Genomic DNA, 23,384 nt, shown 5'->3' with positions numbered 1-23,384 from the left:
TAAAGATAAAGAGGAGATAAAATGAGTTTAACAAGCAAAAAAAGAGCGTTTTTAAGAAAGAGAGCTCACAATTTAGAGCCAATATTTAGAATAGGAAAAGAGGGATTCTCTGAAACATTAGCACAAGGAGTTTTAGAGGCATTAATTCCAAGAGAACTTATTAAAGTAAAAATACTTCAAAATTCAGAAGCGGATAAAAATGAAGTAGCTTACCAAATAGCTGAAATGATAGAGGCAGAAGTTGTAGGAATAATTGGAAGAACTATAATATTCTACAAAGAAAATCAAGATAAACCAACAATATCACTAGAATTAAAAGCAGTTAAATAAAAAATTAAAAGAGAGTGGGGAAACTATGGAAAAAGGAATAATTTTAGGAAATAGAATTCTAGATGTAGTATTTATAGCTTGGTTTATAGCCCAGTTTTATAAAGTTATAACTACAATATTTATTGATAGAAAACTAAATATGAAAAGAATTTTTGAAACTGGAGGAATGCCAAGTTCCCACTCTTCAACTATGGCATCATTAAGTACAGCTATAGGATTAGCTCATGGAACCCAAAGTACAATATTTGCTATTTCATTTGTTTTAGCTGGAGTAGTGATGTATGATGCTGCTGGAATTAGAAGAGCAGCAGGAAAACATGCAGGGCTTTTAAATACTTTACTGGATAGATTTGCAGCAAAAGTTGGAGAGAAACTGCATGATGAAAAATTAAAAGAGCTTTTAGGACACAGTCCATTAGAAGTATTAGTAGGGGCTATATTAGGAGTGGTTGTAGCTTTTGTGTTTAAAGGTTATATTCAAGCTTAAGGATGGAAAAAGATGAGGGTAGATAAGGAATATATTAATAAGTTACAAAAGGAAAGCCAGGAAATTAGAGATACTCTTGTAGAGATTACAAGTAAAAACGGTGGGCATTTAGCACCAAATTTAGGGGTAGTTGAATTAACTCAGTCAATAGTTGAAGTTTTTGACTTACCAAAAGATAAACTATTATTTGATGTTGGACATCAATCATATGTTTATAAATTATTAACAGGAAGAAAAGATAAATTTAAAACATTACGAACAAAAGGTGGAATAGGACCTTTTTCAGATCCAAAAGAAAGTAATTTTGATTTTTTCATAGCAGGACATGCTGGGAGTGCTCTTTCTGCAGGAGCAGGAATAGCTAAAGCAAATCCCGAAGATAAAGTTATTGTAGTTATAGGTGATGCATCAATAGCGAATGGTCATTCTTTAGAAGCGTTAAATAATATTGGAGAAAATCTTAAAAATTTAATAGTTATATTGAATGATAATGAAATGTCTATAGGAAAAAATGTAGGTTCATTATCTAAATTTTTTGGAAAACTAATGATTAGTAATGCATACATGAACATAAGAAAAGATGTAAGAAGTGTCATAAGTAAAGGAAAAGTTGGAAATCAAGTCAAAAGTGTATTAGAAAGAATAGAGCACTCTGTAAAACAGTTTTTTTTACCTTCAAGCATATCAGAAGTTTTAGGATATCAATTTTTAGGCGTAATAGATGGCCATAATTTAGAGGAATTAATAAAAACTTTAACTGTAGCTAAAGAGATGGAAGGACCTGTTTTTATACATGTAAAAACAGAAAAAGGAAAGGGCTATCAATTGGCAGAGGAAAATAAAGAGAAATTTCATGGGATATCTCCATTTAATCCAGAAACTGGTGAGGTTGAATCAGGAGGACGAACATATTCTAATATTTTTGGATCAAAATTAGTTGAATTAGCAGAGAGTGATAAAAGTATATATGCTATTTCAGCAGCAATGGTAAAAGGAACAGGATTAGGTGATTTTCAAAATAGATTTGAAGATAGATGCATAGATGTAGGTATAGCTGAAGGACATGGAGTAACATTTTCAGCAGGACTAGCAATATCAAATAAAAAACCTTATGTAGCAATATACTCAACATTTTTCCAAAGAGCTTTAGATCAATTAATACACGATGTAGGATTACAAAATTTACCAGTTAGGTTTATAGTAGATAGAGCTGGAATAGTTGGAGAAGATGGGAAAACACATCAAGGTATACACGACATAAATATGTTTTTAAGTATGCCTAACTATAGAGTACTTGCTCCAACAACAGGAACAGAATTAGAAGAGATGCTTGAATTTTCAAAGGATTTTAAAGATGGGCCTCTAGCTATTAGGTTTCCAAGAGGAAAGGCATTTGAATTAGAAGGTACTTTAAAAAATAAATTTGAATTGGGTATATGGAAAGAAGTTAGAAAAGGAAAGAAAAATCTTTATTTAGTAACCGGTGCAATGTTAAAAGAGATAGTTGATATAGAAGCAGAACTTTTAAGAAAAGGATTAGATGGAACAATAGTAAATTGTTCATCTATAAGACCTTTAGATGAAAACTTCATTCTTAATGAATTTTCAAAATATGAAAATATATTCACATTTGAAGATGGTTATGAAAGAGGTGGATTCGGTAATGAAGTAGTGAGATTTTTAAATGAGAAAAAAATGAAAATTAATATAAATATAATAGCTTTAGATAGCGTGGCAATACCTCATGGGTCAAGAAATGTACTGTTAGAGGATTATGGTCTAAGAGGTAAAAAACTAATAGAGAGAATTGAGGGTAGCATTAATGGCGAAAAATAGTAATGCACTGAAGTTTATAAAACTTCTATTAAACCATGAAATGGTTTTAGATTTAGATCATCATGATGATCAAGGTGTTAAAGTAACAACTCATACGTATGATGTACTAAAAATATCTTTTGAAGAAATCAGAAGAGATTATAGAGATTTAAAAGAAGCAAGAGAGAAAGTAGATTTTTTCTCAATAGTAGTTGGAGTAATAATTCATGATTTAAGTAAGGGTAGTATAAGAAAAGCTGACGAAAAACTTTCTCATTCTCAAATGATGATAAAGAAACCTGAATATATTATCAAAGAAGCTGAAAGAGTTTTATCAGAAATAGAAGAGGTTTTAAATTTAAAAATTGTAGATAAAATAAAGAAAAATATAACTCATATTGTAATATCACATCATGGTAAATGGGGAAAAATTCAACCTAATACAAAAGAAGCTCACATAGTTCACAGAGCTGATATGTATTCAGCAAAGTATCATAGAATAAATCCAATTGGTGCTGATAAAATTTTAAAACTTATGAGTGAAGGTGTTAACTTAGATGAGGTAGCTAAAAAATTTAATTGTACTACTGGAGTTATAAAGGATCGTTTAAAAAGAGCAAAACATGAACTTAGACTTAAAAATACAAAACAGCTATTAGGTTACTACAAAAGTAAAAAGAAAATCCCTATAGGAGATGACTTTTTTACAAAAAGAGTTAGAGAAACTGAGAAGTTAATAAAAGCTGTTGATAGATTAGGATTTGAAAATCTTATTTTAGAAAATCCACTACTAAATTATTTAGAGGATGATAAGATTTTTGAAAAGGAAGGAAATTAATGAAAGAAAGAGTAGATGTTCTACTAGTTGAAAAAGGATTTTATGAAACTAGAGAAAAAGCAAAAAGAGCAATTATGGCTGGGTTAGTTATAATAAATGAAAAAAAAATAGATAAACCTGGAACATCTATAAAAATAGATGAGGAACCTATAATAAGAGTTAAGGGTGATGCTTGTAAGTATGTAAGTCGTGGTGGCTTAAAACTTGAAAAAGCTATAAATGTTTTTAACTTAGATTTACAAGGAAAAAGAGTACTTGATGTAGGATCTTCAACAGGTGGATTTACAGATTGTTCATTACAAAATGGAGCGTCTTTTGTATATGCAGTTGACGTAGGAACAAATCAATTAGATTGGAAATTAAGAACTAATGATAAAGTAAAATCATTAGAAAATACTCATATTAAAGATTTAACATTGGCTGATTTAGGTAATGAAAAAGTAGATTATATTGTTATGGATGTATCATTTATATCTATTACAAAAGTAATAGAGCATTTAGTTAAATTTTTTAAAGATGATACAAAACTTATGGCATTAATAAAACCACAATTTGAAGTAGGAAAAGAAAATATTGAAAAAGGTGGAATAGTAAAAGATAGTAAGAAGCACATAATGGCAATAGAAATGGTTATAGAAGAAGCTAAAAAATCTGGTCTTAGATTAAAGGCACTAGATTTTTCACCAATAACAGGTACAAAAGGAAATGTTGAATATATTTCTATATTTGAAATAGGAGATGAAGAGTCGCATATCAACATAGAATCAGTTGTAAAGCTAGGAAAGAACTTGGGAGGAGCCATATGATAAAACTGTTAAGAAATACTGGAGTAGCACTACTTTTATCTGGAATTATGATTGTGAATACAGTTCCATCATATTCTGTAGATAATGGATTTATTGCAAATATAAAGGAATTAAAAGAGCTTTCTGATATTATGAATATCATAAAAGAAAATCATGTAGGAACTGAAAAAGATCCAACTAATACAACTCTTATGCAAGGAGCATTAAAGGGAATGATGGAGTCTTTAGATGATCCTCATTCAAATTATTTTACAAAAGAGGAATTAGAAAGTTTTAAAGAGGATATTGAAGGAAAATATGCAGGTGTAGGAATGGTTATTCAGAAAAAAGCAGATGAACCTTTAATTGTAGTTTCACCAATAGAAGATACACCAGCATATTTAGCTGGAATAAGAGCTAAAGATAAAATTATAGCAATAGATGGTGAAAGTACTTATAAATTAACAAGTGAACAAAGTGTTAAAAAGTTAAAAGGAGAACCAGGAACTTCAGTAAAACTTACAGTTTATAGAGAAGAGGCAAAAGAAACTAAAGATGTTGAATTAAAAAGATCAATTATTCAATTGAAGTATGTAAAAAGTAAAATGATTGGAAAAGATATTGGTTATTTAAGATTAACACAATTTGGTGAAGACGTATATAAAGATGTACGTAAAGATTTAGAAGGATTAATCAAAAAAGGTGCTAAAGGTATTATTCTTGATTTAAGAAGTAATCCAGGAGGATCTTTAGGACAAGCAGTAAAAATATCTTCTATGTTTATTCCAGAGGGAAAAATAGTTAGTACAAAGGGAAAAACAGGAGATGAAGAGATTGCATATAGAGAAGGGAAATATTTTGGTGATTTTCCTTTAATAGTTTTAATAAATGAAGGAAGTGCCTCAGCTTCTGAAATTGTTTCAGGAGCAATAAAAGATTATAAAAGAGGTATTTTAATAGGAGAAAAATCATTTGGAAAGGGAAGTGTTCAAACATTATTACCTTTACCAGATGGAGATGGAATAAAATTAACAATAGCTAAATACTATACTCCTAGTGGAGTATCTATTCACGGAAAAGGAATAGAGCCTGATATCTTAGTAGAAGAAAAAGATGATTTCCTATTCTTTAATGGTTTCGTTACAAATATAAATGAAGATGAAACAAAAGAGAATAGAAACGAGATTATAAAAGAGGTTAAGGGAGAAGAGGAAGCTAAAAAAATAATTTCAAAAGGAGATATTCAACTAGATAAAGCAGTTGAAGAGATGAATAAACTTTTGGAGAAAAAATAGGAAGAAATGAGGTAGAAAATGCTTTATATAGTAGCAACACCTATAGGAAATTTAGATGATATAACTTTAAGAGCTATAAAAACTTTTGAAGAGGTAGATTTTGTTTTTGCAGAAGATACAAGAGTAACAAAAAAGTTATTAAATCATTTAGGAATAGAAAAAATAGTTTATAGATATGATGAACACACAAAAATGCATCAGGTTTCCAATATAGCAAATATGCTAGAAAATGGAAATAAAATTGCACTAGTAACAGATGCTGGAACTCCTTGTATATCAGATCCTGGATTTGAAGTGGTTGATGAAGCTTTAAAAAGAGGGATAAAGGTTATACCAATTCCTGGACCGAGTGCAATGACGGCAGCAGCTTCAGTTGCAGGAATATCAACTAGAAGATTTTGTTTTGAGGGATTTTTACCTAAAAAAAAGGGAAGACAAACTCTTTTAAAATCTTTAGCAAACGAGGAAAGAACAATTGTTATATTTGAATCGCCTCATAGAATTGAAAAGACATTAAGAGATATAGAAACTTTTATTGGAATAAGAGAAGTAGTAATAGTAAGAGAAATAACAAAAATTTATGAAGAAATATTAAGAGGAACAACCACTGAATTAATAGAGAAACTTTCAAAAAATCCTGTAAAAGGAGAGATAGTTCTTTTAATAAAGGGTAATGAAAAATAGAGGTGAGAGATAATGTCAATGACAAAAATTAACTGGTATCCAGGGCATATGAAAAAAACGAAAGATTTAATTAAGGAAAATATGCCTTTGATAGATATTGTTCTTGAAGTTGTAGATGCAAGAATTCCTTTATCAAGTAAAAATCCTGATATAGCTGGTTTTGCAAAAAATAAAAAAAGAGTAATTGTAATAAATAAATCAGATTTAGTTACAAAAGAAGAGATTAATTTCTGGAAAAAGTTTTTTAAGGAAAATAATTTTGCAGATGAGGTATTAGAGCTATCAGCAGAAACTGGTTTTAATATGAAAACTCTTTACACAATTATAGAAAAAGTTTCTAAAGAAAAAAAAGAAAGATTATTAAAAAAAGGATTAAGAAAAGTTAATACGAGATTAATGGTAGCTGGAATACCAAACGTTGGAAAGTCGAGATTAATCAATAGAATAGTAGGGAAAAATAGTGCTGGAGTAGGAAATAAGCCTGGATTTACAAGAGGAAAGCAATGGATCAGAATTAAAGAGGGATTAGAATTGTTAGATACTCCTGGAATTTTATGGCCAAAATTTGAAAATCAAGAAGTAGGTTATAATTTAGCAATAACAGGTGCAATTAGAGATGAAATACTTCCGATAGATGAAGTTGCTTGTGTATTAATAGAAAAAATGTTAAAAATGGGAAAAAAAGATGTTTTAAAGGAAAAATATAAACTTTTAGATGAAGATTTTGATCAAGTTAGTGGTGCAATAATAGAATCGATAGCTCTTAGAATGAATATGTTACAAAAGGGTGGACATTTAAATGTTCAGCAAGCAACGTATACACTTTTAAGAGATTATAGAGCTTGTAAATTAGGTAAGTTTGGCTTGGATATGGATATCGCTGAAGAGATTAAAAACTTATATAAGTAGGAGAAAAAGATGAGTTGCAGATTAGATTTAGATTTGAATTTGGTTGAAGATATACTAGTTAATTTTTTAAAAGAAGAAGCTAATAAAGTTGGATTTTCTAAAGTTGTTTTAGGACTTTCAGGAGGAATAGATTCAGCATTAGTAGCATATTTAGCTGCAAAAGCTTTTGGACCAGAAAATGTTTTAGGTATACTTATGCCTTATAAAACTTCAAGTAAAGAAAGTGTTGATCATGCTAAGCTAGTTGTAGAGGATTTAGGGATAAGATCAAAATTAATAGAGATAACTCCAATGGTAGAACCATATTTTCAAATGAATCCAGATATGGATGGATTAAGAAAAGGGAATAGAATGGCAAGAGAAAGAATGTGTATTTTATTTGATTATTCTGCCAAAGAGAAAGCATTGGTTTTAGGAACATCTAATAAAACAGAGATGTTATTAGGATACAGTACACAATTTGGAGATGCTGCATCGGCTATTAATGCTATAGGAGACTTGTATAAAACTCAAGTGTGGGAATTATCAAAACATATGGGAGTACCACAACCATTAATAGATAAAAAACCCAGTGCTGACTTATGGGAAGGTCAAACTGACGAGAGTGAATTAGGGTTTTCTTACAAGCTAGCAGATGAGATTTTATTTTCTTTAATAGATGAAAGAGAAAAAAAAGATGAGATTATAAAAAAAGGTTATCCAGAAGATATTGTAAATAAAGTTATTTGGAAAATTAAGATGTCTCAATATAAAAGAAAACTTCCTTTAATAGCAAAGATATCTACAAGAACTATAGGAAGAGAGTTTAGATATCCTAGAGATTGGGGAGTATAAATAAAGGAGGGCTAGATTTGAGAGGGGAAGAGCAATTAAGAGAAGAGTTACAGGAATTTCAGAAAGAAAAAGAAAGAATTAGAAATATTGTAGGTCAAATAGGTGGATCAAACAGCAAACAAAACAAAATTATAAATACACTTTTAATAATAATAATAGCTGCACTATTAATCTTAGGTGGTGTTTTTAATAGAATAACTCCAACATTAGCAGTTCAAGTTGCTATTTTATTTGGTGTAATAAAATTGATATGGATGTTTTATGAATCACAAAGGGCTAGTCATTTTCAATTTTGGATTTTAAACTCTTTAGAGTTCAGGATAAATGAGATTTATAAAAAAGTTAAAAAGATGGAAAAAGAGTTAGAGAATTTAAAAAAACTAGAGGAGTTTAAAGAAGATGATAAATAATTTTAAAACTGCTGAAGAATTAATGAAAGCAAGATATAGTGCCTTTGAAAATGGAAATATAGAATTTATAGTAGAAACTCATCACCCAGAAACAAAAGGGGATATGGACATTGAAGAAACAAGAAAGTGGGCATTAAATTCGGAATGGTTAGGATTGGAGATAGTATCAACTGAAGCTGGAACTGAAGATGATTTAGAAGGAATCGTTGAATTTAAGGCTTTTTATAAAGAGAATGGACAAGAGGTAGTTCACCATGAAAAAAGTAAGTTTGTAAAGCTTAATAATGAATGGCTATATTATGGATGGCTACCACTTCAAGGAACTATCGTAAAAGATGAAAAGATTGGAAGAAATGATCCATGTACTTGTGGGTCTGGAAAAAAATATAAAAAATGTTGTGGAAAATAAAAAAATTTATTTAGGGAGAGTAGAGAATGAAAATTGCTATTATTGGTTATCCAGACTCAGTAAAAAAAATTTTAAAAACTCTAGAACCACAATATTCTCACATAAGATTTTTACCTTATGAAATAAAACAATTGAGGGATTCTGTAGAAAATTTAAAAGATTTAAAGGGGAGAGTAGATGGAGTATTTTCTACAGGAATAGGTGTTCATTCAGAAATAGTGAGCAAATTGGGGTTAAATGTACCAATGGTTTATTCAAATAGAGAAGCAGGAAGTATCTTAAAAGCTCTATGGGAAGTAAGAGAAAATTATCCAAACATAAATAACTTAAAAGTAGGTTTTGATATAGTTGAAAAAGACGTTTTATTAGATACTCTTGATGAATTTGGAATAACATTAGATAGAGTTGATGTTCAAGAATATGAAGAGGATAAAACTGAATTGGATTTCTTAGATGAACATATTAAAAATCTATCTAAAGGTGAAGTTCACTGTATATTGACAGCTTTTGGATATGTTTATGATTATTTTAAAAGTAAGAAAAAGCCTGTATATAGATTACAGTCAACAAAAAATGAGATTAGTAATCAAATGAAAGCACTTTTGAAAGATATAAAAATTAATGAAAATTTTAAAAATAGAATTGGAATAAAAATTGTAAAGATTATTAAAAAACATAAGAAAGATGAACTTGAAAATGATAGGGCTGTGTTTAAAGCAAATTTAAATGATATATTTTTAAAGTATTCTAAAAATATACATGGTAATTATCAAGAGTTTTCAGAAGATGAATATATATTTTTCACAACTCAAAAAATTCTAGAAACTAAAGAAAATGAAGTTAATTTTTTAAAATTAGTAAATGAAATATATATGTTAGGTGCTAAAGTAGCAGTGGGGATTGGATATGCAGAAAATATTCAAGGTGCTACAATAAATGCAAGAAAAGCATTGAATATAAGTTTAGTAAATGACAAAGGAGAGATTTTTCTTTTTTCAGATAATAAAATAAGAGGTCCTCTGTATAAAAAAACTAGGTTTGATTATTCAACTAAAATAAGTGAAAATTTTGAAAAAGAAGCAAAAAAAATTGGAATAACACCAAAGTATCTATCTAAAATAAGAGCATTACATGAAACTTTTGGTAAAAAAGAATTTACGAGTAAGGAACTTTCAGAAATTTTAGAAATAACTGAAAGAAGTGTAAATAGAATAATTAAACCAATTATAACAAGTGGCTATGCAGAGATAATAGAGTATGAAGTTTGTACAAGTGCAGGTCGACCAAGAAGAGTTGTAAGATTTAATTTTTAATAAAAAGAGATGAAATTTATTCATCTCTTTTTATATTTTTTGTATAATCTTACTTAACAGTTCTTAAATAGAACAATACAATTTGAAAAGAAATAAAAAATTCGAAAAAAACCTTGACATAATAGTAAAAAAATAGTATTATTTTTAATGTAAATTAAAGTCCTATTTGAGACAAGTGGGCGTATGTAAAAAATTATATTAAGGAAGAGTGAGCACTATGAACAAAAACACAATTAATGTATTTTTAGTTGTAACAATTATTTCGCTAGCTTGTGAAAAAGTTGGAAAAATTCAATTGGGAAAAGTAGCATTATTCCCGATGTTATTTGCTGTAGTTATTGGAATGATATTAACACCAGATTTATTAGGAAAAAAAATTCAGAAATTAAGAGAGATTATTGGAGAAAAAGAGATGAAAATAGCCAGTGACATGGTTATGTTAATTCTTTTAATGCTTGGAATAAAATTAGGAACATTTGTAGGACCTAATCTAGATAAAATTATTCAAGCTGGTCCAGCATTTTTAGCACAGGAATTTGGGCACGTGCTAGCACCAGTAGTGGCTGTTCCTTTAGCGCTTAAGTTAGGATTAACAAGAGAGGCTATAGGAGCTGGATCAAGTATAAGTAGAGAAGCTTCTCTAGGAGTAATTGGAGAAAAATATGGTATTTCATCTTTAGAAGGAAGTGGAGTACTTGGAGTTTATTTAGCTGGAACAATTGTAGGAACAATCTATTTTGGAGTATTAGGATCATTAGCTATATACACAGGGATTCACCCGTTAGCATTAGGAATGGCATGTGGAGTTGGAAGTGGAAGTATGATGACAGCAGCGGCTTCATCTTTAGCAGAAGTTGTAGGACCTCAATATGCAGATCAAGTTTTTGCTTATGCATCAACAAGTAATATGTTATCAGGATTGACAGGAGTAAATATTCTTGTATTTATATCACTACCATTTACAGAGTGGTATTATAAGAAATTATCTCCAAAGTTTTCAAAAAAGGAAGTGAAGCAAAATGCGTAGTTTAGATATGAAAAAATATGTATTATATTTTATATTAATGTCAATGACAGGAGTTATGGTTTTAGCAGGACAAGCTATTGGATTACAAAAACAATTTATAGGAGCTATTCCAGGAATGTTTTTAATAATTGTTTTAGCATTGGGATGCTTTGCTGTTAAGGATGCTTTTCCAAAATTTCCATTACCTGCATATGCATTGTCAACTATAGTTGGAATGATAGTAAGCATACCAGCATTATCAATATCTAAATTCTTTGCACCAGAGATAGGAACAGTTGAATTTATGCCATTGTGTACACCGTTACTTGCTTTTGCAGGAATTTCTGTAGGAGATAAAATTGAACAACTAAAGGCAATGTCTTGGAAAATAGTAATAATAGCATTAGTTGTATTTACAACAATTTTCTTTGCATGTGCTTTAATAGCTCAAGGGGTATTGAGATTACAAGGAGCAATTTAATTAATACTTAAATAGATTCAAGGAGAGAACTATGAATATAAATGAAATTAAAGAGAGAGTAATAAAAGCTATTGATGAAAATAGAGAGTTAATATTAAAAGCAGGACAAGCTATGTATGATAATCCTGAATTTGGGTATAAAGAGTTTAAAGGAACTGAAATTGTTTCAAACTACTTTAAAAATGAATTAGGACTAGATGTAGAAGAGGGAATTGCATACACAGGTTGTAGAGCAAGAGCAAATGAAAATGTAGAAGGACCTAAAGTTGCAATATTAGGTGAATTAGATGCAATATCATGTAGTGACCATTTAGATTCAAATGAATTAGGAGCAGTTCATGCTTGTGGACACCACATACAAATTGCAGGTATGTTAGGAGCAGCTACAGGATTAGTAAAATCAGGAATATTAAGTGAGCTTGGAGGAAAAGTAGATTTTATGGCTACTCCAGCAGAAGAGTTTGTTGAATTAGGATATAGAACTCAGTTAAGAGCTGATGGAAAAATAAAGTATTTTGGTGGAAAACAAGAGATGATATACAACGGAACATTTGATGATGTTGATATGGCAGTTATGTTCCATGCTTTAGATTTAGGTGATAAAAAAGTTTTAACGGGACCTGTAAGTAATGGATTTATAGGAAAAACTGTTAAATTTATAGGAAAAGAAGCTCATGCTGGTTCAGCACCACACGAAGGGATAAATGCTTTAAATGCAGCAATGTTAGGAATAAATAACGTACATGCTCAAAGAGAGACATTTAAAGATAGTGATAGAGTAAGGTTCCATCCGATTATAACAAAAGGTGGAGATATTGTAAATTCAGTTCCAGCTGATGTAAGAATGGAAGCTTATGTAAGAGCTAGAACAATTGAAGGTATGATTGATGCTAATAAAAAAGTAAATAGAGGTTTAACAGCAGGTGCTTATGCAGTTGGTGCTGAAATAGAAATAACTGAGATTCCAGGATATTTACCAATTTTAAAACATGATTCTATGGAAGATGTTTTAGAAGGAAACTTAGAGTATTTAGGGTTAAAAGATGATATGATTAAAGGTGGAGATTTTACAGGATCTTTTGATTTTGGAGATGTATCTCATATAATGCCTACTCTTCATCCAATGTTTGGTGGAATAAATGGAGCTCTTCATACAAGAGATTTCAAAACTGTAGATGATGAAATTGCAATATTAATGCCAGCAAAAGCTTTAGCATTAACAGTTGTTGACTTATTATTTGCTCAAGGAAAAAAAGCAAAAGAAATTTTAGATAACTTTAAACCAGTTATGACTAAGGAAGAGTATTTAACTTTTATGGAGTCAAATGATAAAGTTATAAAAGCTTAATAATAACTTATTTTTAATAATTTTCTCATAGAAAGAGGCTATTTAATAGCCTCTTTTTCTATTTACACAACAAATTTCATAACACTGTTGTGTAAAAAAATGGTGATTTCATAACAGTGATATATAATAAAAATCTTGAATTTATATGTATAGTGAGATATAATATAAAACATGTTTAAAAAATAACATAACATATAGGAGAAAAAATGGGAAGAAAACCTAATTTTACTAGAGAGGAAATTTTGAATAGTGCATTTGAAATTTTAAACAATGAGAGCTTAAAAGATGTAACAGCGAGAAATATAGCAAAAAAGCTGGGCGTATCTACAATAGCTATATATTCAGCTTTTAAATCAATGGATGAACTAAAAAATGAATTAGCTAAAAAAGCTAAAACAAAACTTTTTGAATATACAAAACGTGACTATACTGATTTATCAATTTTAAATATAGGGATAGGAATATGTCTTTTTGCAAAAGAAGAAAAAGCATTATTTAGAACAATTTTTTTAAGAGAAGGCTTACCTAGAGAATTTATGGATCAGATTATGGATGATTTTAGAAATTTAATATATAGTGGATTTAATAATAATAGAGAGTATAATCAATTTCCAGAAGATATAATAGAATGGGTTATAAAAAAAGGATGGTATTTTTCTCATGGATACGCAACTTTAATATGTACAGGGTTCTATATTGATATAGAGTTTGAAACTTTTAAAAAAGAAGTTATTGAAATGGGAAATGTATTGATAGAAAAAGCTTTAGAAATGACAAAGGAGAGGGATAATGAAGTTTAAGCAACAATTAATGTTATTAGGGATAGTTTTATCAGCTAATGCTATGGGGGGAAGCATAGACTATCTTTCACAACAGGATGCAGAGTATTTAGCACATCCAGCTATGGTTGGAAAAATTGGAGTGTCTGGAGCATATTATAATCCAGCTGGAACGGTATGGCTAGAAGATGGAACTTATATACAAGTAAATAATCAAACACATTTGAAAGAATATAGTATGGAACATGGAGATTATAAATTTAAAAGTGATAAACCATCACCAGTAGTTCCAAGCTTACAAATTGTAAAGAAAAAAGGAGATACAGCATTTTTCTTTCACGCTGGAGCGATAGCAGGTGGAGGAAGTGTAGCATATAGTGGAGGAATAGCAACTTTTCCACAAATAATAACTAGCAATCCAATGTTTGAAGTGATTGGAGCAAAATATGTAGGCGGATCTACAATCCATGGAAAATCATATTATGTAGCTTTTCAAGGTGGAATAGCTAGAAAATTTAGTGAAACTTGGAGTGGAGCAGTTGGGATTAGATTAATTGATGCTGAAAGAAAATTTAAAGGTGAAGGAAATTTTGAATATAATAATTTGGGAGGAAAATTAGGATCTGGAAAAGCCAAATTTGATATAGATTCAGAAAGAACAGCTTTTGGAGTGGCTGGAATATTTGGATTAAACTATCATCCAAATGATAGATTTAATTTAGGAATGAGATACGAAACTGAAACGGTTCTTGATTTTGATAATAAAGAACATAATTTAAAAAAAGGATTTGTAAATTCAACAGGAAGTAATCTTATAGGAAATGCATTTTATAATACTATTATAAAAGATCCTTCAATTAAGCAATGGATGTCAGAGGGAAGTGGAAAAAGAAACTTACCTGCAATGGCAGCGATTGGAGCATCTTATAGAGCAACAGATAAATTGACACTTTTAGCTTCTGGAAACTATTATTTCATAAAAGAAGCAAGCGATGACTTAGGAAACTTTGATCATTATGATAATGGATATGAGGTAGCAGTTGGTTTAGATTATCAATTAAATGAAAAGTGGACTTTAATGACAGGTTACCAGTATACAGATACAGGAGCTAATGAAAAAACATATACAGATACTGATTATGTTTTAGATGCAAATATGTATTCAGCAGGAGTTAAATACAAATATAGCTCACAACTTGAATTAATGGCAACATACTCATATGTAGATTATATAAATGATAAAAATATTAAAAATATTAGATATAGTAAGCATGTAGATGCCTTTGGATTAGGATTGATTTATAAATTTTAATAAAACAAAAAAAGCAGATAAATTATCTGCTTTTTTTATTAATATCTTTCTTTTACTTCTCTCTCAATATTTCTTTGTTGATCTTTTTTTGCTAAAGAGTCACGTTTATCATAATTTTTCTTACCTCTAGCTAAAGCAATTTCTACTTTGACAAAGCCTTTAGATAAGTGAATATTCAAAGGTACAATTGTATAACCTTTTTGCATAACTTTTTCGTGTAATTTTTTAATCTCTCCTTTATGTAGAAGAAGTTTTCTAACTCTTCTTTCATCAGGATTATAAACACTACCAAAAGACCATGGAACAACAGTCATACCCATGATAAAAATTTCATTGTTTATTATTCTAATAAAAGACTCTTTAATGCTAGTTTTACCAGCTTTTATAGATTTAACCTCACTACCAACTAGTTCAATTCCAGCCTCAAACCTATCTTCAATAAAGTAGTCAAAAAAAGCTTTTTTATTATTAGCTAATATCATTAAAATCTCCCCTCTTTTCTTCTCCCTGTGTATTCGTGACAAAATTCAGTTGGAACAACTTCTATTTCAAGCATTTGTAAATCAGATCTAACTATTAGGATATCCATTTTATCTCCTAAATGAAACTCTCTGTTTGTATCTAAATCTTTCATAACATAATTATTTTCATCAAATTCATAGAAGTTTTTAGCTGTAGTTACATCCCAGAAACATTCTACATGTTCCTCTGTTTCAAAGAATATTTTTTTATTGTTAAATCCAACTATAGTAGCTTTAAATTCATCTCCAATTTTATCAAGCATATATTCAACTATTTTAATTTTAACACTTTCATCTTCTACCTTCATAGCTTTTCTTTCTGTTTGAGAAATATGTTGTGTAACTTCTGGTAAGTAGTTTATAAGAGTTCCAAATTGCTTTTTAGTTGGATAACCATGTATAGCAATATTTAAAATTCTATGTATAAGTAAATCAGCATATCTTCTAATAGGAGATGTAAAATGTGTATAATAATTAGATGATAGACCAAAGTGTCCTAAGTTTTCAACACCGTATCTAGCTTGTTTAAGAGACATTAAAATCATTTTATGTACAATCATATTAATACCTCTAGCTTCAGAGTCTTCAATAATTGATTGGAATTTTTTTGGATGAATATCTTCAAAAGAGTGAAGTCTATATCCAAATCTAGAAAGAGTTTCGCTTAAAGTTTTTACTCTTTCTGGGTCAGGAGTTTCATGAACTCTATAAACAGAAGGTATTTCTAACCAGAAAAGTTTTTCTGCAACGGCTTCATTAGCCATAATCATAAAATCTTCGATGATTCTTTCTGATTCACCTCTTTCAATATTTTTTAAGTATTTAACTTTTTTATTTTCGTCTAAAACAACTTTAACTTCAGGAAGATCAAAATCAATAGAACCTCTGTTGTATTTGATAGCTCTTATAATCTTAGAAAGCTCTAACATAGTAAATAGCATATCTACGATATCACTATATTTCTCAGTAGTTTCAGGATCCTTAGCAATAATTTTATTAACATTTCCATAAGTCATTCTGTGAGCAGTTTTAATAACTGATTTATATGTTTGAACATCAATAGCTCTTCCATGAGAATCAATAAGAAGTTCAACAGAGAATGTAAGTTTGTCTTCATGTGGATTTAAAGAGCATATTCCATTTGAAATTTCTTTAGGGAACATAGGTAAAACTCTATCAACTAGATAAACAGAGTTTCCTCTTTTTTCAGCTTCTTTATCTAATTTAGATCCAGTTGGAATATAGTGGGAAACATCGGCAATAGCTACGATAAGTTTATAGTATCCGTTATCTAATTTTTCCACATAAACAGCATCATCTAAGTCTTTGGCATCGTCACCATCAATTGTTATTATTGGAAGGTGTCTTAAATCTTTTCTTTTCTTTATTTCATCCTCAGATATTACAGTTGGGATTTGACGAGCTTCTGCAATGACATCATCTGGAAATTCTTCTGATAAACCTTCTCTAAGAATTAAAGCCTTAATCATATTATCTGTATCAAAAGGGTTACCAATTGATTCAAGAATTTTCCCTTCAGGCTTTTTTTCATCGCTTCCCCAAAAAGTTACATCAACAACAACTAACTCACCATCTTTGGCTTTATTGAAAAAGTTTTTAGGAATATATATATCTCTACCAAAAGATTGTGTTGGTCTTACAAAACCAAAGTTTTCTTTCTTTTCAAAGATTCCTATAATTGTATTTTTTTCTCTTACAAGAACTTCAACAATTTCTCCCTCTTGCTTTCCTTTGCCTTCAGGTGTTGTAACATTTATTAAAACAGTGTCTCCATCTAAAGCTGTTCCAAATTTACTTCTAGGGATAAAGTATCCCTCAGTATCAGTATCGACAAAACCAAATTTCCCTTTAATATTTGAAAATTTTCCTTTAATAAAACCTAAATTTTCAGGGATATTGTATTTATTTCTTTTATTTTTCATAATCTCTCCAGAATTAATCCAAATTTCAAGAATTTCTCTATTTTCTTTTTTAAATTTTGGAGACCATCCCATAGCTTTAGTTATTTCATCAAGAGTTAAAGCTTTACTATTTTTTAATATATTTTTTAATTTATCAAGTTGTTTATCTAATTTTGTATTTGTTTTCATAAATTCCTCCTATTAGCTTATTTTTAAAAGCCAATTTCGCATCTCTATAGAGTTTACATGAATGATATAATCTCCTTTTATAAGATACTCTATTTTTTTATTAACTTCTAGTAGAATGGCTTTGTTTAAATCTACTAGAGCTAAATCTCTAATTTTTTCTACATGAGGATAGTCTCTTTTAGGTTCAATAGCATCAGCTATATACACTATCTTTTCAATTAAACTCATATTTTTACGACCAGTTGTATGAAATTTTATAGCATTTAAAATTTCATCATCGTCAATTTTAAATTTTTCTTTTGCGATATAAGAAGCTACATAACTATGCAAGATTTCAACATTAGTTAAGTAATCTTTTGTTTCATCTTTAAAATGTTCTTTAGATATTTTAAGGAGTTTTTCTCTTGTAAATTCCTTAGCATAATCATGTAAAAGAGAAGCTAATGCTATTTTATTTAAATCAGCATTATAAATTTTTCCTAAAGATAGAGATGTTTCTAAAACTCTTATAGAGTGTTCATATCTTTTTTTAGAAAGAACATCGCTTAATTCCTTTTTAAAAAAATCTATATTCATAATATTCCTCCAAATTTTTAAAAAGGAGTTTCTGAAAATAGAAACTCCCCAAAATTTTATATATTACTGTTTAGTTTATAGCTTTTACTTATATTAATGAAATTGACTTTTTCAGCAGTCGAACCATTAATAAGTAAAACTACATTATCTGCTCCGCCAGGAGTTAGTAAACTATTTACAAAAGAATAAATTAAAAGCAATTCTTCCTGTGGAGTTTTTGCAGAAGATAAAATTTTAGAATCTAAATCTAAGTAAAGAGTTCTATTTTTTATGTATACTTCATATTTAAAATTTTCTTTTTTTAAGATATTTTTATCTTCTAATTTTTTTAAAAGTTGAGATATAATATCTTTTAAAATATCCTCTTTATTAGATAGATTAGAATTTAAAATAATATCTTCTTTTGATAATTTTCCTTGTTTTAAGTTAGGAAAAAAAATTGGGGTAGTAATTTCTGTCTTTTGAATACTCTCTAAAGTAGGAGTAGATATATTTGTTACTGTTTCACTTTTTTTGTTTACTTTATTTGAATATACTCCAGTGGCAATAGTAAGAGTTATTAAAATGACTAAAAAAATTTTTAATTTATGTGACATAAAACCTCCTAATAGAAAAATGATCTAATTTTATTTGCTAGTTCATCTGCCATAACATTTTGGTTTGCATCTCTAGAAAGTTTAGTTACGTCAGATTTATTTGTTATAAATCCAAGTTCAACAAGGATACCAGGGCCATTAAATCCTCTTAGAACAGCAAAGTTAGCTCCATAAATTCCTCTATCCCTCATGCCTAATCTTTTAGAGAGAGATGAATTCAATGGTCTAGCAATAGTTATAGACTTTTCCATATTTTTGTTATATGCAAGTTCTCCCATAATTTGTGCTATACTAGTTGTTTTTTCTCCATATTTTTCACCAAAGCTATTTTCATAAGATGCAATTTTTTCAGCATAAGGAGATGATTTTTTTGAAAAATAAAATATTTCCATTCCTTGAGCTGATGAATTTTTAGATGCATTTAAATGTAAACTTACAAAAATATCTGCCTTTCCTCGATTAGCAATTCGACTTCTTTCAGAAAGACTAATGAAAGTGTCATTACTTCTAGTCATAATAACATTAAAATCTTTAGAAAGCTTAGTTTGTAATTTTTTTGCTACAGCTAAAGCTATATCTTTCTCTTTATATTTATTAAATCCAATTGCTCCTGGATCTTTTCCACCATGTCCTGCATCAATAGCTACAGTAAACTCTTTCTTAGAGGAATTAGTAGCTTTTAAATCAATAACAATTCTATGTGGATTAGATAAAGAGTAAACTCTATGTCCTGATCCTTTTTTTAATTTTATAAAAAATCCAACATTTGAACCATAGTCAATCATATCTATTTTTTCAATATTTTTACCAGAAAGACTTGAACTATTTAGTTTTGTTCCCATTTTAACTTTTTCAATTTCAAGAAAAATTAATCGATTATATTCATCATAACTAGAATTATATTTAGGTTTAACAGTACTAGAAATATCAAAGACTAATTGTGGAGGATTATTATTAAGCCTAACTCTTTTTATTGTGCTATTAGCAAATACAGTTAACGAAAACAAACAAAAAATAAAAAATATAAGGTATTTTTTCATAAATTTCTCCATTGATTTAGAATAATAAAATAGGATGGAAAAGTATACCAATTCCATCCTTTTGTAAATATTTTTATTTTAAAACTCTTGAAATAGAATTCTTAAGCACTTGGATGTTAACACCTTTATCAACTCTAATAGTTAAGAACTCAGGGCCGATACTAGATATAGTACCTTTGATACCACCGTTAGTAACAACTTCAGCTCCCTCTTTTAACGAGTCTAACATTTCTTGATGTTTCTTTTGCTTTTTTTTGTTTGGTAAAATTAGTAGAAAATAGAATACAGCCGCCCAAATAGCAAAAGTAAGTATCATTCCACCATATTTAGCAAATAATTCGTTCATCTTATAGCCCCCTTAGATAATATAATTTTTCTAAGACAAGTATACCACAAGGTGGTATACTTTTCAATAATTTTTAAGCGAAGAAATCTTTTAGTTTATCAAAGAAGTTTTTATTATCTTTATGGTTCTTATCTTTTAGACTTTCGTCAAATTTCTTTAAAAGTTCTTGTTGATCAGCATTTAAATTAACAGGAACTTCAATTTTAATTCTAACAATTTGATCACCAGTATAAGGACTTCTAGGATTTTTAATACCTTCTCCTTTTAATCTGAACATTTTATCGTTTTGAGTTCCAGCAGGAATCTTGATTGTTTTCTTACCATTTAGTGTAGGAATTTCAATATCTCCTCCAAGAGCTGCCTGAGCAAAAGTAATTGGTACATTACAAATTATATCCTCACCATTTCTTTCGAAGAATGGATGGTGTTTAACAGAAATATAAACATATAAGTCACCATTAGGTCCACCTTCTGTACTAGCATTACCCATTCCAGAAAGTCTAAGTTTTTGCCCGTCATCAATCCCAGCAGGAATTTTAATTGTTTTTTCAACAGTTTCTGTATCAATTCCAGTACCATGACATTTTTTACATTTTTTTTCAGGAACTTCACCTTTACCGTGACAAGCATCACATTCTTGTGTTGTTTGGAAATTTCCAAAAACAGTTCTTTGAGTAACATTTATAGTTCCAGTACCATTACATTTAGAACATTTACTCATTTTAGAACCCTCTTGAGCCCCAGTACCATGACAAGTTCCACAAGTTCCAGTTCTTTTATATTTTAATGTTTTCTCTACACCTTTTGCTGCTTCTTCTAAAGTTAGTTCAAGATTATATCTTAAATCTTCACCAGGTTCTGGACCTCTTTGACGAGAGCCACCGAAACCACCAAAGCCACCGAAACCACCACTTCCACCAAAAAATGATCCGAAAATATCTCCTAAATCTTCAAATCCACCGCCGAAACCACCGAATCCTCCGGCACCAGCACCGCCACCATTTTCAAAAGCAGCGTGACCAAATCTATCATATTGAGCTCTTTTATTTTCATCTGAAAGAACTTGGTATGCTTCGTTAACCTCTTTAAATTTATCCTCAGCCTCTTTTTTTTCAGTATCACTAGCACCACTAAATTTATCTGGGTGATACTTCATAGCAGCTTTTCTATATGCTTTTTTTATTTCAGTATCAGATGCCCCCTTAGCAACCCCTAAAACTTCATAAAAGTCTCTTTTAGCCATTTACAAAAATCCTCCATTTCTTAAAATAAGGGATAGAGTCATCTCTATCCCTTAAGTAAAGTATATATTAATTACTAATATTAGTCAACTATCTCAGCGTCAGCAACGTCATCAGTTCCGTTGTTTTCTGGAGCAGCTCCACCTTGTTGTTTAGCTTGAGCATCTTTGTAGATTTCTTCAGCTAATTTGTGAGCAGCTTGAGATAATTTTTCAATTGCAGCATCTATAGCCTCTTTATCTTCTCCATCTTTAACTGATTTAAGTTCTTCAATAGCAGCTTCAATAGCTTTTTTCTCATCTTCAGTAACTTTTTCAGCATAATCTTTTACAGATTTCTCAGTAGAAGCAATTAACATATCAGCTTTATTTCTTGTTTCAACTAACTCTTTGAATTTTTTATCTTCAGCTTCATTAGCTTCAGCATCTTTTTTCATTCTTTCAATTTCATCAGCAGAAAGGTTAGTTGAACCAGAGATAGTTACAGTACTTTCTTTTCCAGTTCCTAAATCTTTTGCAGAAACGTGAACGATTCCGTTAGCATCAATATCAAATGTAACTTCGATTTGAGGTACTCCTCTAGGAGCAGCAGGAATTCCTTCTAAGTTGAATTCTCCTAATTTATGGTTATCAGCAGCTTTTGCTCTTTCACCTTGTAATACATTTATTGTAACAGCTGGTTGGTTATCGACAGCAGTTGAGAATACTTGTGATTTTTTAACAGGAATTGTAGTGTTTCTTTCGATAATTTTTGTGAATACTCCACCTAAAGTTTCAATTCCTAAAGATAATGGAGTAACGTCAAGAAGTAATACATCTTTAACATCTCCCATTAATACTCCACCTTGAATAGCAGCTCCTTCAGCAACAACCTCGTCTGGATTTATACCTTTGTTAGGTTTTTTACCAAAGTAAGATTCAACCCACTCTTGAACAGCAGGAATTCTTGTAGAACCTCCAACTAATAAGATTTCATCGATATCTGAAGGATTTAATCCTGCAGCTTTTAATGCATCTTTTGTAGGTACTTGAGTAGCCTCAACTAAATCTCTAGTTAAATCATTGAACTTAGCTCTAGTTAATTTAATATCTAAATGCTTTGGTCCAGTTGCATCCATTGTTATGAATGGTAGAGAAATATGAGCTTCCATTAATGTAGATAACTCTTTTTTAGCTTTTTCTGCAGCATCTTTAAGTCTTTGATATGCCATTTTATCATTAGCTAAATCTATTCCACTTTCTTTTTTAAACTCTTCAACTAAATATTTGATAACAGCATCGTCAAAGTTATCTCCACCTAAATGGTTGTTTCCTGAAGTTGATATAACTTCAATAACTCCGTCAGCAATCTCAAGGATAGAAACGTCAAATGTTCCTCCTCCAAGGTCAAATACTAAAACTTTCTCTTCTTTTCCAGCTTTTTCAAGTCCGTAAGCTAGTGCAGCAGCAGTAGGCTCATTTATAATTCTTTTAACGTCTAATCCAGCTATAACACCGGCATCTTTTGTAGCTTGTCTTTGAGCATCTGTAAAGTAAGCTGGAACAGTAATAACCGCTTCAGTAACTTTCTCTCCTAAATAAGCTTCAGCATCAGATTTTAATTTTTTTAATATCATAGCTGAAATCTCTTGTGGTGTATATTGTTTTCCGTGAATATCAACTTTATAGTCGCTTCCCATATGTGTTTTGATTGAAAGAATAGTTGATGTAGGATTTGTGATAGCTTGTCTTTTAGCAATCTCTCCAACAATAATTTCACCATTATCTTTGATACTTACAACAGATGGAGTTGTTCTTGCTCCTTCAGCGTTAGGGATTACAGTAGTTGATCCCCCTTCCATTATTGCAACACATGAGTTAGTAGTTCCTAAGTCAATTCCTATAATTTTTGCCATTTAAAAAACCTCCTAATATATCTG

25 protein-coding genes are annotated in these 23,384 nt (G+C 29.8%); 17 read left to right on the top strand and 8 right to left on the bottom strand.

Annotated features, from left to right (window positions below; translation table 11 throughout):
* The first annotated feature begins 21 nt into the window (after nucleotides 1-21).
* The 17 genes from yhbY to HMPREF0202_RS07400 all read left to right on the top strand — a co-directional run bounded on the left by yhbY (nucleotide 22) and on the right by HMPREF0202_RS07400 (nucleotide 15,035).
* Complete coding sequence (gene yhbY / locus HMPREF0202_RS07480; protein ID WP_023050279.1) at nucleotides 22-330, top strand: ribosome assembly RNA-binding protein YhbY; 309 nt, start codon at nucleotides 22-24, stop codon at nucleotides 328-330.
* A 25-nt stretch (nucleotides 331-355) separates the two neighbouring features.
* The gene (locus HMPREF0202_RS07475) at nucleotides 356-817 is read left to right on the top strand and encodes a divergent PAP2 family protein (RefSeq protein WP_023050278.1); all 462 of its coding nucleotides are present in this window, start codon (nucleotides 356-358) and stop codon (nucleotides 815-817) included.
* Nucleotides 818-829: 12 nt separating this feature from the next.
* Complete coding sequence (gene dxs / locus HMPREF0202_RS07470; protein WP_023050277.1) at nucleotides 830-2,653, top strand: 1-deoxy-D-xylulose-5-phosphate synthase; 1,824 nt, start codon at nucleotides 830-832, stop codon at nucleotides 2,651-2,653.
* The gene (locus HMPREF0202_RS07465) at nucleotides 2,640-3,470 is read left to right on the top strand and encodes an HD domain-containing protein (protein ID WP_023050276.1); all 831 of its coding nucleotides are present in this window, start codon (nucleotides 2,640-2,642) and stop codon (nucleotides 3,468-3,470) included. The genes dxs and HMPREF0202_RS07465 overlap by 14 nt, the downstream gene beginning before the upstream one ends.
* Nucleotides 3,470-4,276 (top strand): TlyA family RNA methyltransferase, encoded by an 807-nt coding sequence (locus HMPREF0202_RS07460; protein WP_023050275.1) that lies wholly within the window; start codon nucleotides 3,470-3,472, stop codon nucleotides 4,274-4,276. Before HMPREF0202_RS07465 ends, HMPREF0202_RS07460 begins: the two co-directional genes overlap by 1 nt.
* Complete coding sequence (locus HMPREF0202_RS07455) at nucleotides 4,273-5,550, top strand: S41 family peptidase (RefSeq protein WP_023050274.1); 1,278 nt, start codon at nucleotides 4,273-4,275, stop codon at nucleotides 5,548-5,550. Before HMPREF0202_RS07460 ends, HMPREF0202_RS07455 begins: the two co-directional genes overlap by 4 nt.
* An 18-nt stretch (nucleotides 5,551-5,568) precedes the next feature.
* Entirely contained in the window at nucleotides 5,569-6,234 is a 666-nt protein-coding gene (rsmI, locus tag HMPREF0202_RS07450; RefSeq protein WP_023050273.1) for a 16S rRNA (cytidine(1402)-2'-O)-methyltransferase, read from the top strand.
* Between the two features lie 12 nt (nucleotides 6,235-6,246).
* A complete protein-coding gene (ylqF, locus tag HMPREF0202_RS07445) occupies nucleotides 6,247-7,143 on the top strand; it encodes a ribosome biogenesis GTPase YlqF (RefSeq protein WP_023050272.1) in 897 nt (298 codons plus the stop codon).
* 9 nt (nucleotides 7,144-7,152) lie between these two features.
* On the top strand, nucleotides 7,153-7,977 hold the full coding sequence (locus tag HMPREF0202_RS07440) for an NAD+ synthase (protein ID WP_023050271.1): 825 nt from the start codon (nucleotides 7,153-7,155) through the stop codon (nucleotides 7,975-7,977).
* A 17-nt stretch (nucleotides 7,978-7,994) separates the two neighbouring features.
* Entirely contained in the window at nucleotides 7,995-8,387 is a 393-nt protein-coding gene (locus HMPREF0202_RS07435; protein WP_040406860.1) for a hypothetical protein, read from the top strand.
* Nucleotides 8,377-8,796: a YchJ family protein gene (locus tag HMPREF0202_RS07430; protein ID WP_023050269.1), complete on the top strand. Its 420-nt coding sequence runs from the start codon at nucleotides 8,377-8,379 to the stop codon at nucleotides 8,794-8,796. The genes HMPREF0202_RS07435 and HMPREF0202_RS07430 overlap by 11 nt, the downstream gene beginning before the upstream one ends.
* A 26-nt stretch (nucleotides 8,797-8,822) precedes the next feature.
* On the top strand, nucleotides 8,823-10,109 hold the full coding sequence (locus HMPREF0202_RS07425; protein ID WP_023050268.1) for a hypothetical protein: 1,287 nt from the start codon (nucleotides 8,823-8,825) through the stop codon (nucleotides 10,107-10,109).
* Nucleotides 10,110-10,326: 217 nt separating this feature from the next.
* The gene (locus tag HMPREF0202_RS07420; protein WP_023050267.1) at nucleotides 10,327-11,136 is read left to right on the top strand and encodes a DUF3100 domain-containing protein; all 810 of its coding nucleotides are present in this window, start codon (nucleotides 10,327-10,329) and stop codon (nucleotides 11,134-11,136) included.
* Nucleotides 11,129-11,596: a hypothetical protein gene (locus tag HMPREF0202_RS07415; protein ID WP_023050266.1), complete on the top strand. Its 468-nt coding sequence runs from the start codon at nucleotides 11,129-11,131 to the stop codon at nucleotides 11,594-11,596. Before HMPREF0202_RS07420 ends, HMPREF0202_RS07415 begins: the two co-directional genes overlap by 8 nt.
* A gap of 31 nt (nucleotides 11,597-11,627) precedes the next feature.
* Nucleotides 11,628-12,944, top strand: a complete 1,317-nt coding sequence (locus HMPREF0202_RS07410; protein ID WP_023050265.1) for an amidohydrolase — start codon at nucleotides 11,628-11,630, stop codon at nucleotides 12,942-12,944.
* Between the two features lie 206 nt (nucleotides 12,945-13,150).
* Entirely contained in the window at nucleotides 13,151-13,744 is a 594-nt protein-coding gene (locus HMPREF0202_RS14760; protein WP_023050264.1) for a TetR/AcrR family transcriptional regulator, read from the top strand.
* Nucleotides 13,734-15,035 carry an OmpP1/FadL family transporter gene (locus tag HMPREF0202_RS07400; protein WP_023050263.1) on the top strand — a complete coding sequence of 434 codons (1,302 nt, stop codon included), beginning with the start codon at nucleotides 13,734-13,736 and terminating at the stop codon, nucleotides 15,033-15,035. Before HMPREF0202_RS14760 ends, HMPREF0202_RS07400 begins: the two co-directional genes overlap by 11 nt.
* A gap of 38 nt (nucleotides 15,036-15,073) precedes the next feature.
* Here the strand turns inward: HMPREF0202_RS07400 and smpB are convergent, their stop codons facing one another.
* From smpB to dnaK, 8 genes are all read right to left on the bottom strand, one after another.
* A complete protein-coding gene (gene smpB, locus HMPREF0202_RS07395; RefSeq protein ID WP_023050262.1) occupies nucleotides 15,074-15,517 on the bottom strand; it encodes an SsrA-binding protein SmpB in 444 nt (147 codons plus the stop codon).
* Nucleotides 15,517-17,667 carry a ribonuclease R gene (rnr, locus tag HMPREF0202_RS07390; protein WP_023050261.1) on the bottom strand — a complete coding sequence of 717 codons (2,151 nt, stop codon included), beginning with the start codon at nucleotides 17,665-17,667 and terminating at the stop codon, nucleotides 15,517-15,519. The genes smpB and rnr overlap by 1 nt, the downstream gene beginning before the upstream one ends.
* A gap of 12 nt (nucleotides 17,668-17,679) precedes the next feature.
* The gene (gene yqeK, locus HMPREF0202_RS07385; RefSeq protein WP_023050260.1) at nucleotides 17,680-18,243 is read right to left on the bottom strand and encodes a bis(5'-nucleosyl)-tetraphosphatase (symmetrical) YqeK; all 564 of its coding nucleotides are present in this window, start codon (nucleotides 18,241-18,243) and stop codon (nucleotides 17,680-17,682) included.
* Between the two features lie 56 nt (nucleotides 18,244-18,299).
* Nucleotides 18,300-18,839 (bottom strand): GerMN domain-containing protein, encoded by a 540-nt coding sequence (locus tag HMPREF0202_RS07380; RefSeq protein ID WP_023050259.1) that lies wholly within the window; start codon nucleotides 18,837-18,839, stop codon nucleotides 18,300-18,302.
* Between the two features lie 8 nt (nucleotides 18,840-18,847).
* Nucleotides 18,848-19,879 carry an N-acetylmuramoyl-L-alanine amidase gene (locus tag HMPREF0202_RS07375; RefSeq protein ID WP_040406857.1) on the bottom strand — a complete coding sequence of 344 codons (1,032 nt, stop codon included), beginning with the start codon at nucleotides 19,877-19,879 and terminating at the stop codon, nucleotides 18,848-18,850.
* Between the two features lie 73 nt (nucleotides 19,880-19,952).
* Nucleotides 19,953-20,225 carry a preprotein translocase subunit YajC gene (gene yajC / locus HMPREF0202_RS07370; protein ID WP_023050257.1) on the bottom strand — a complete coding sequence of 91 codons (273 nt, stop codon included), beginning with the start codon at nucleotides 20,223-20,225 and terminating at the stop codon, nucleotides 19,953-19,955.
* Nucleotides 20,226-20,298: 73 nt separating this feature from the next.
* Nucleotides 20,299-21,468 carry a molecular chaperone DnaJ gene (gene dnaJ / locus HMPREF0202_RS07365; RefSeq protein ID WP_023050256.1) on the bottom strand — a complete coding sequence of 390 codons (1,170 nt, stop codon included), beginning with the start codon at nucleotides 21,466-21,468 and terminating at the stop codon, nucleotides 20,299-20,301.
* Nucleotides 21,469-21,548: 80 nt separating this feature from the next.
* Nucleotides 21,549-23,360 (bottom strand): molecular chaperone DnaK, encoded by a 1,812-nt coding sequence (dnaK, locus tag HMPREF0202_RS07360; RefSeq protein ID WP_023050255.1) that lies wholly within the window; start codon nucleotides 23,358-23,360, stop codon nucleotides 21,549-21,551.
* Between the last annotated feature and the right edge of the window lie 24 nt (nucleotides 23,361-23,384).

The organism is Cetobacterium somerae ATCC BAA-474, from assembly GCF_000479045.1.
In the GTDB taxonomy this organism is placed as follows: Bacteria; Fusobacteriota; Fusobacteriia; order Fusobacteriales; family Fusobacteriaceae; genus Cetobacterium_A; species Cetobacterium_A somerae.
Note: the sequence above shows the minus strand (reverse complement) of the source record. Positions and strands in the feature narration are given on the sequence as shown.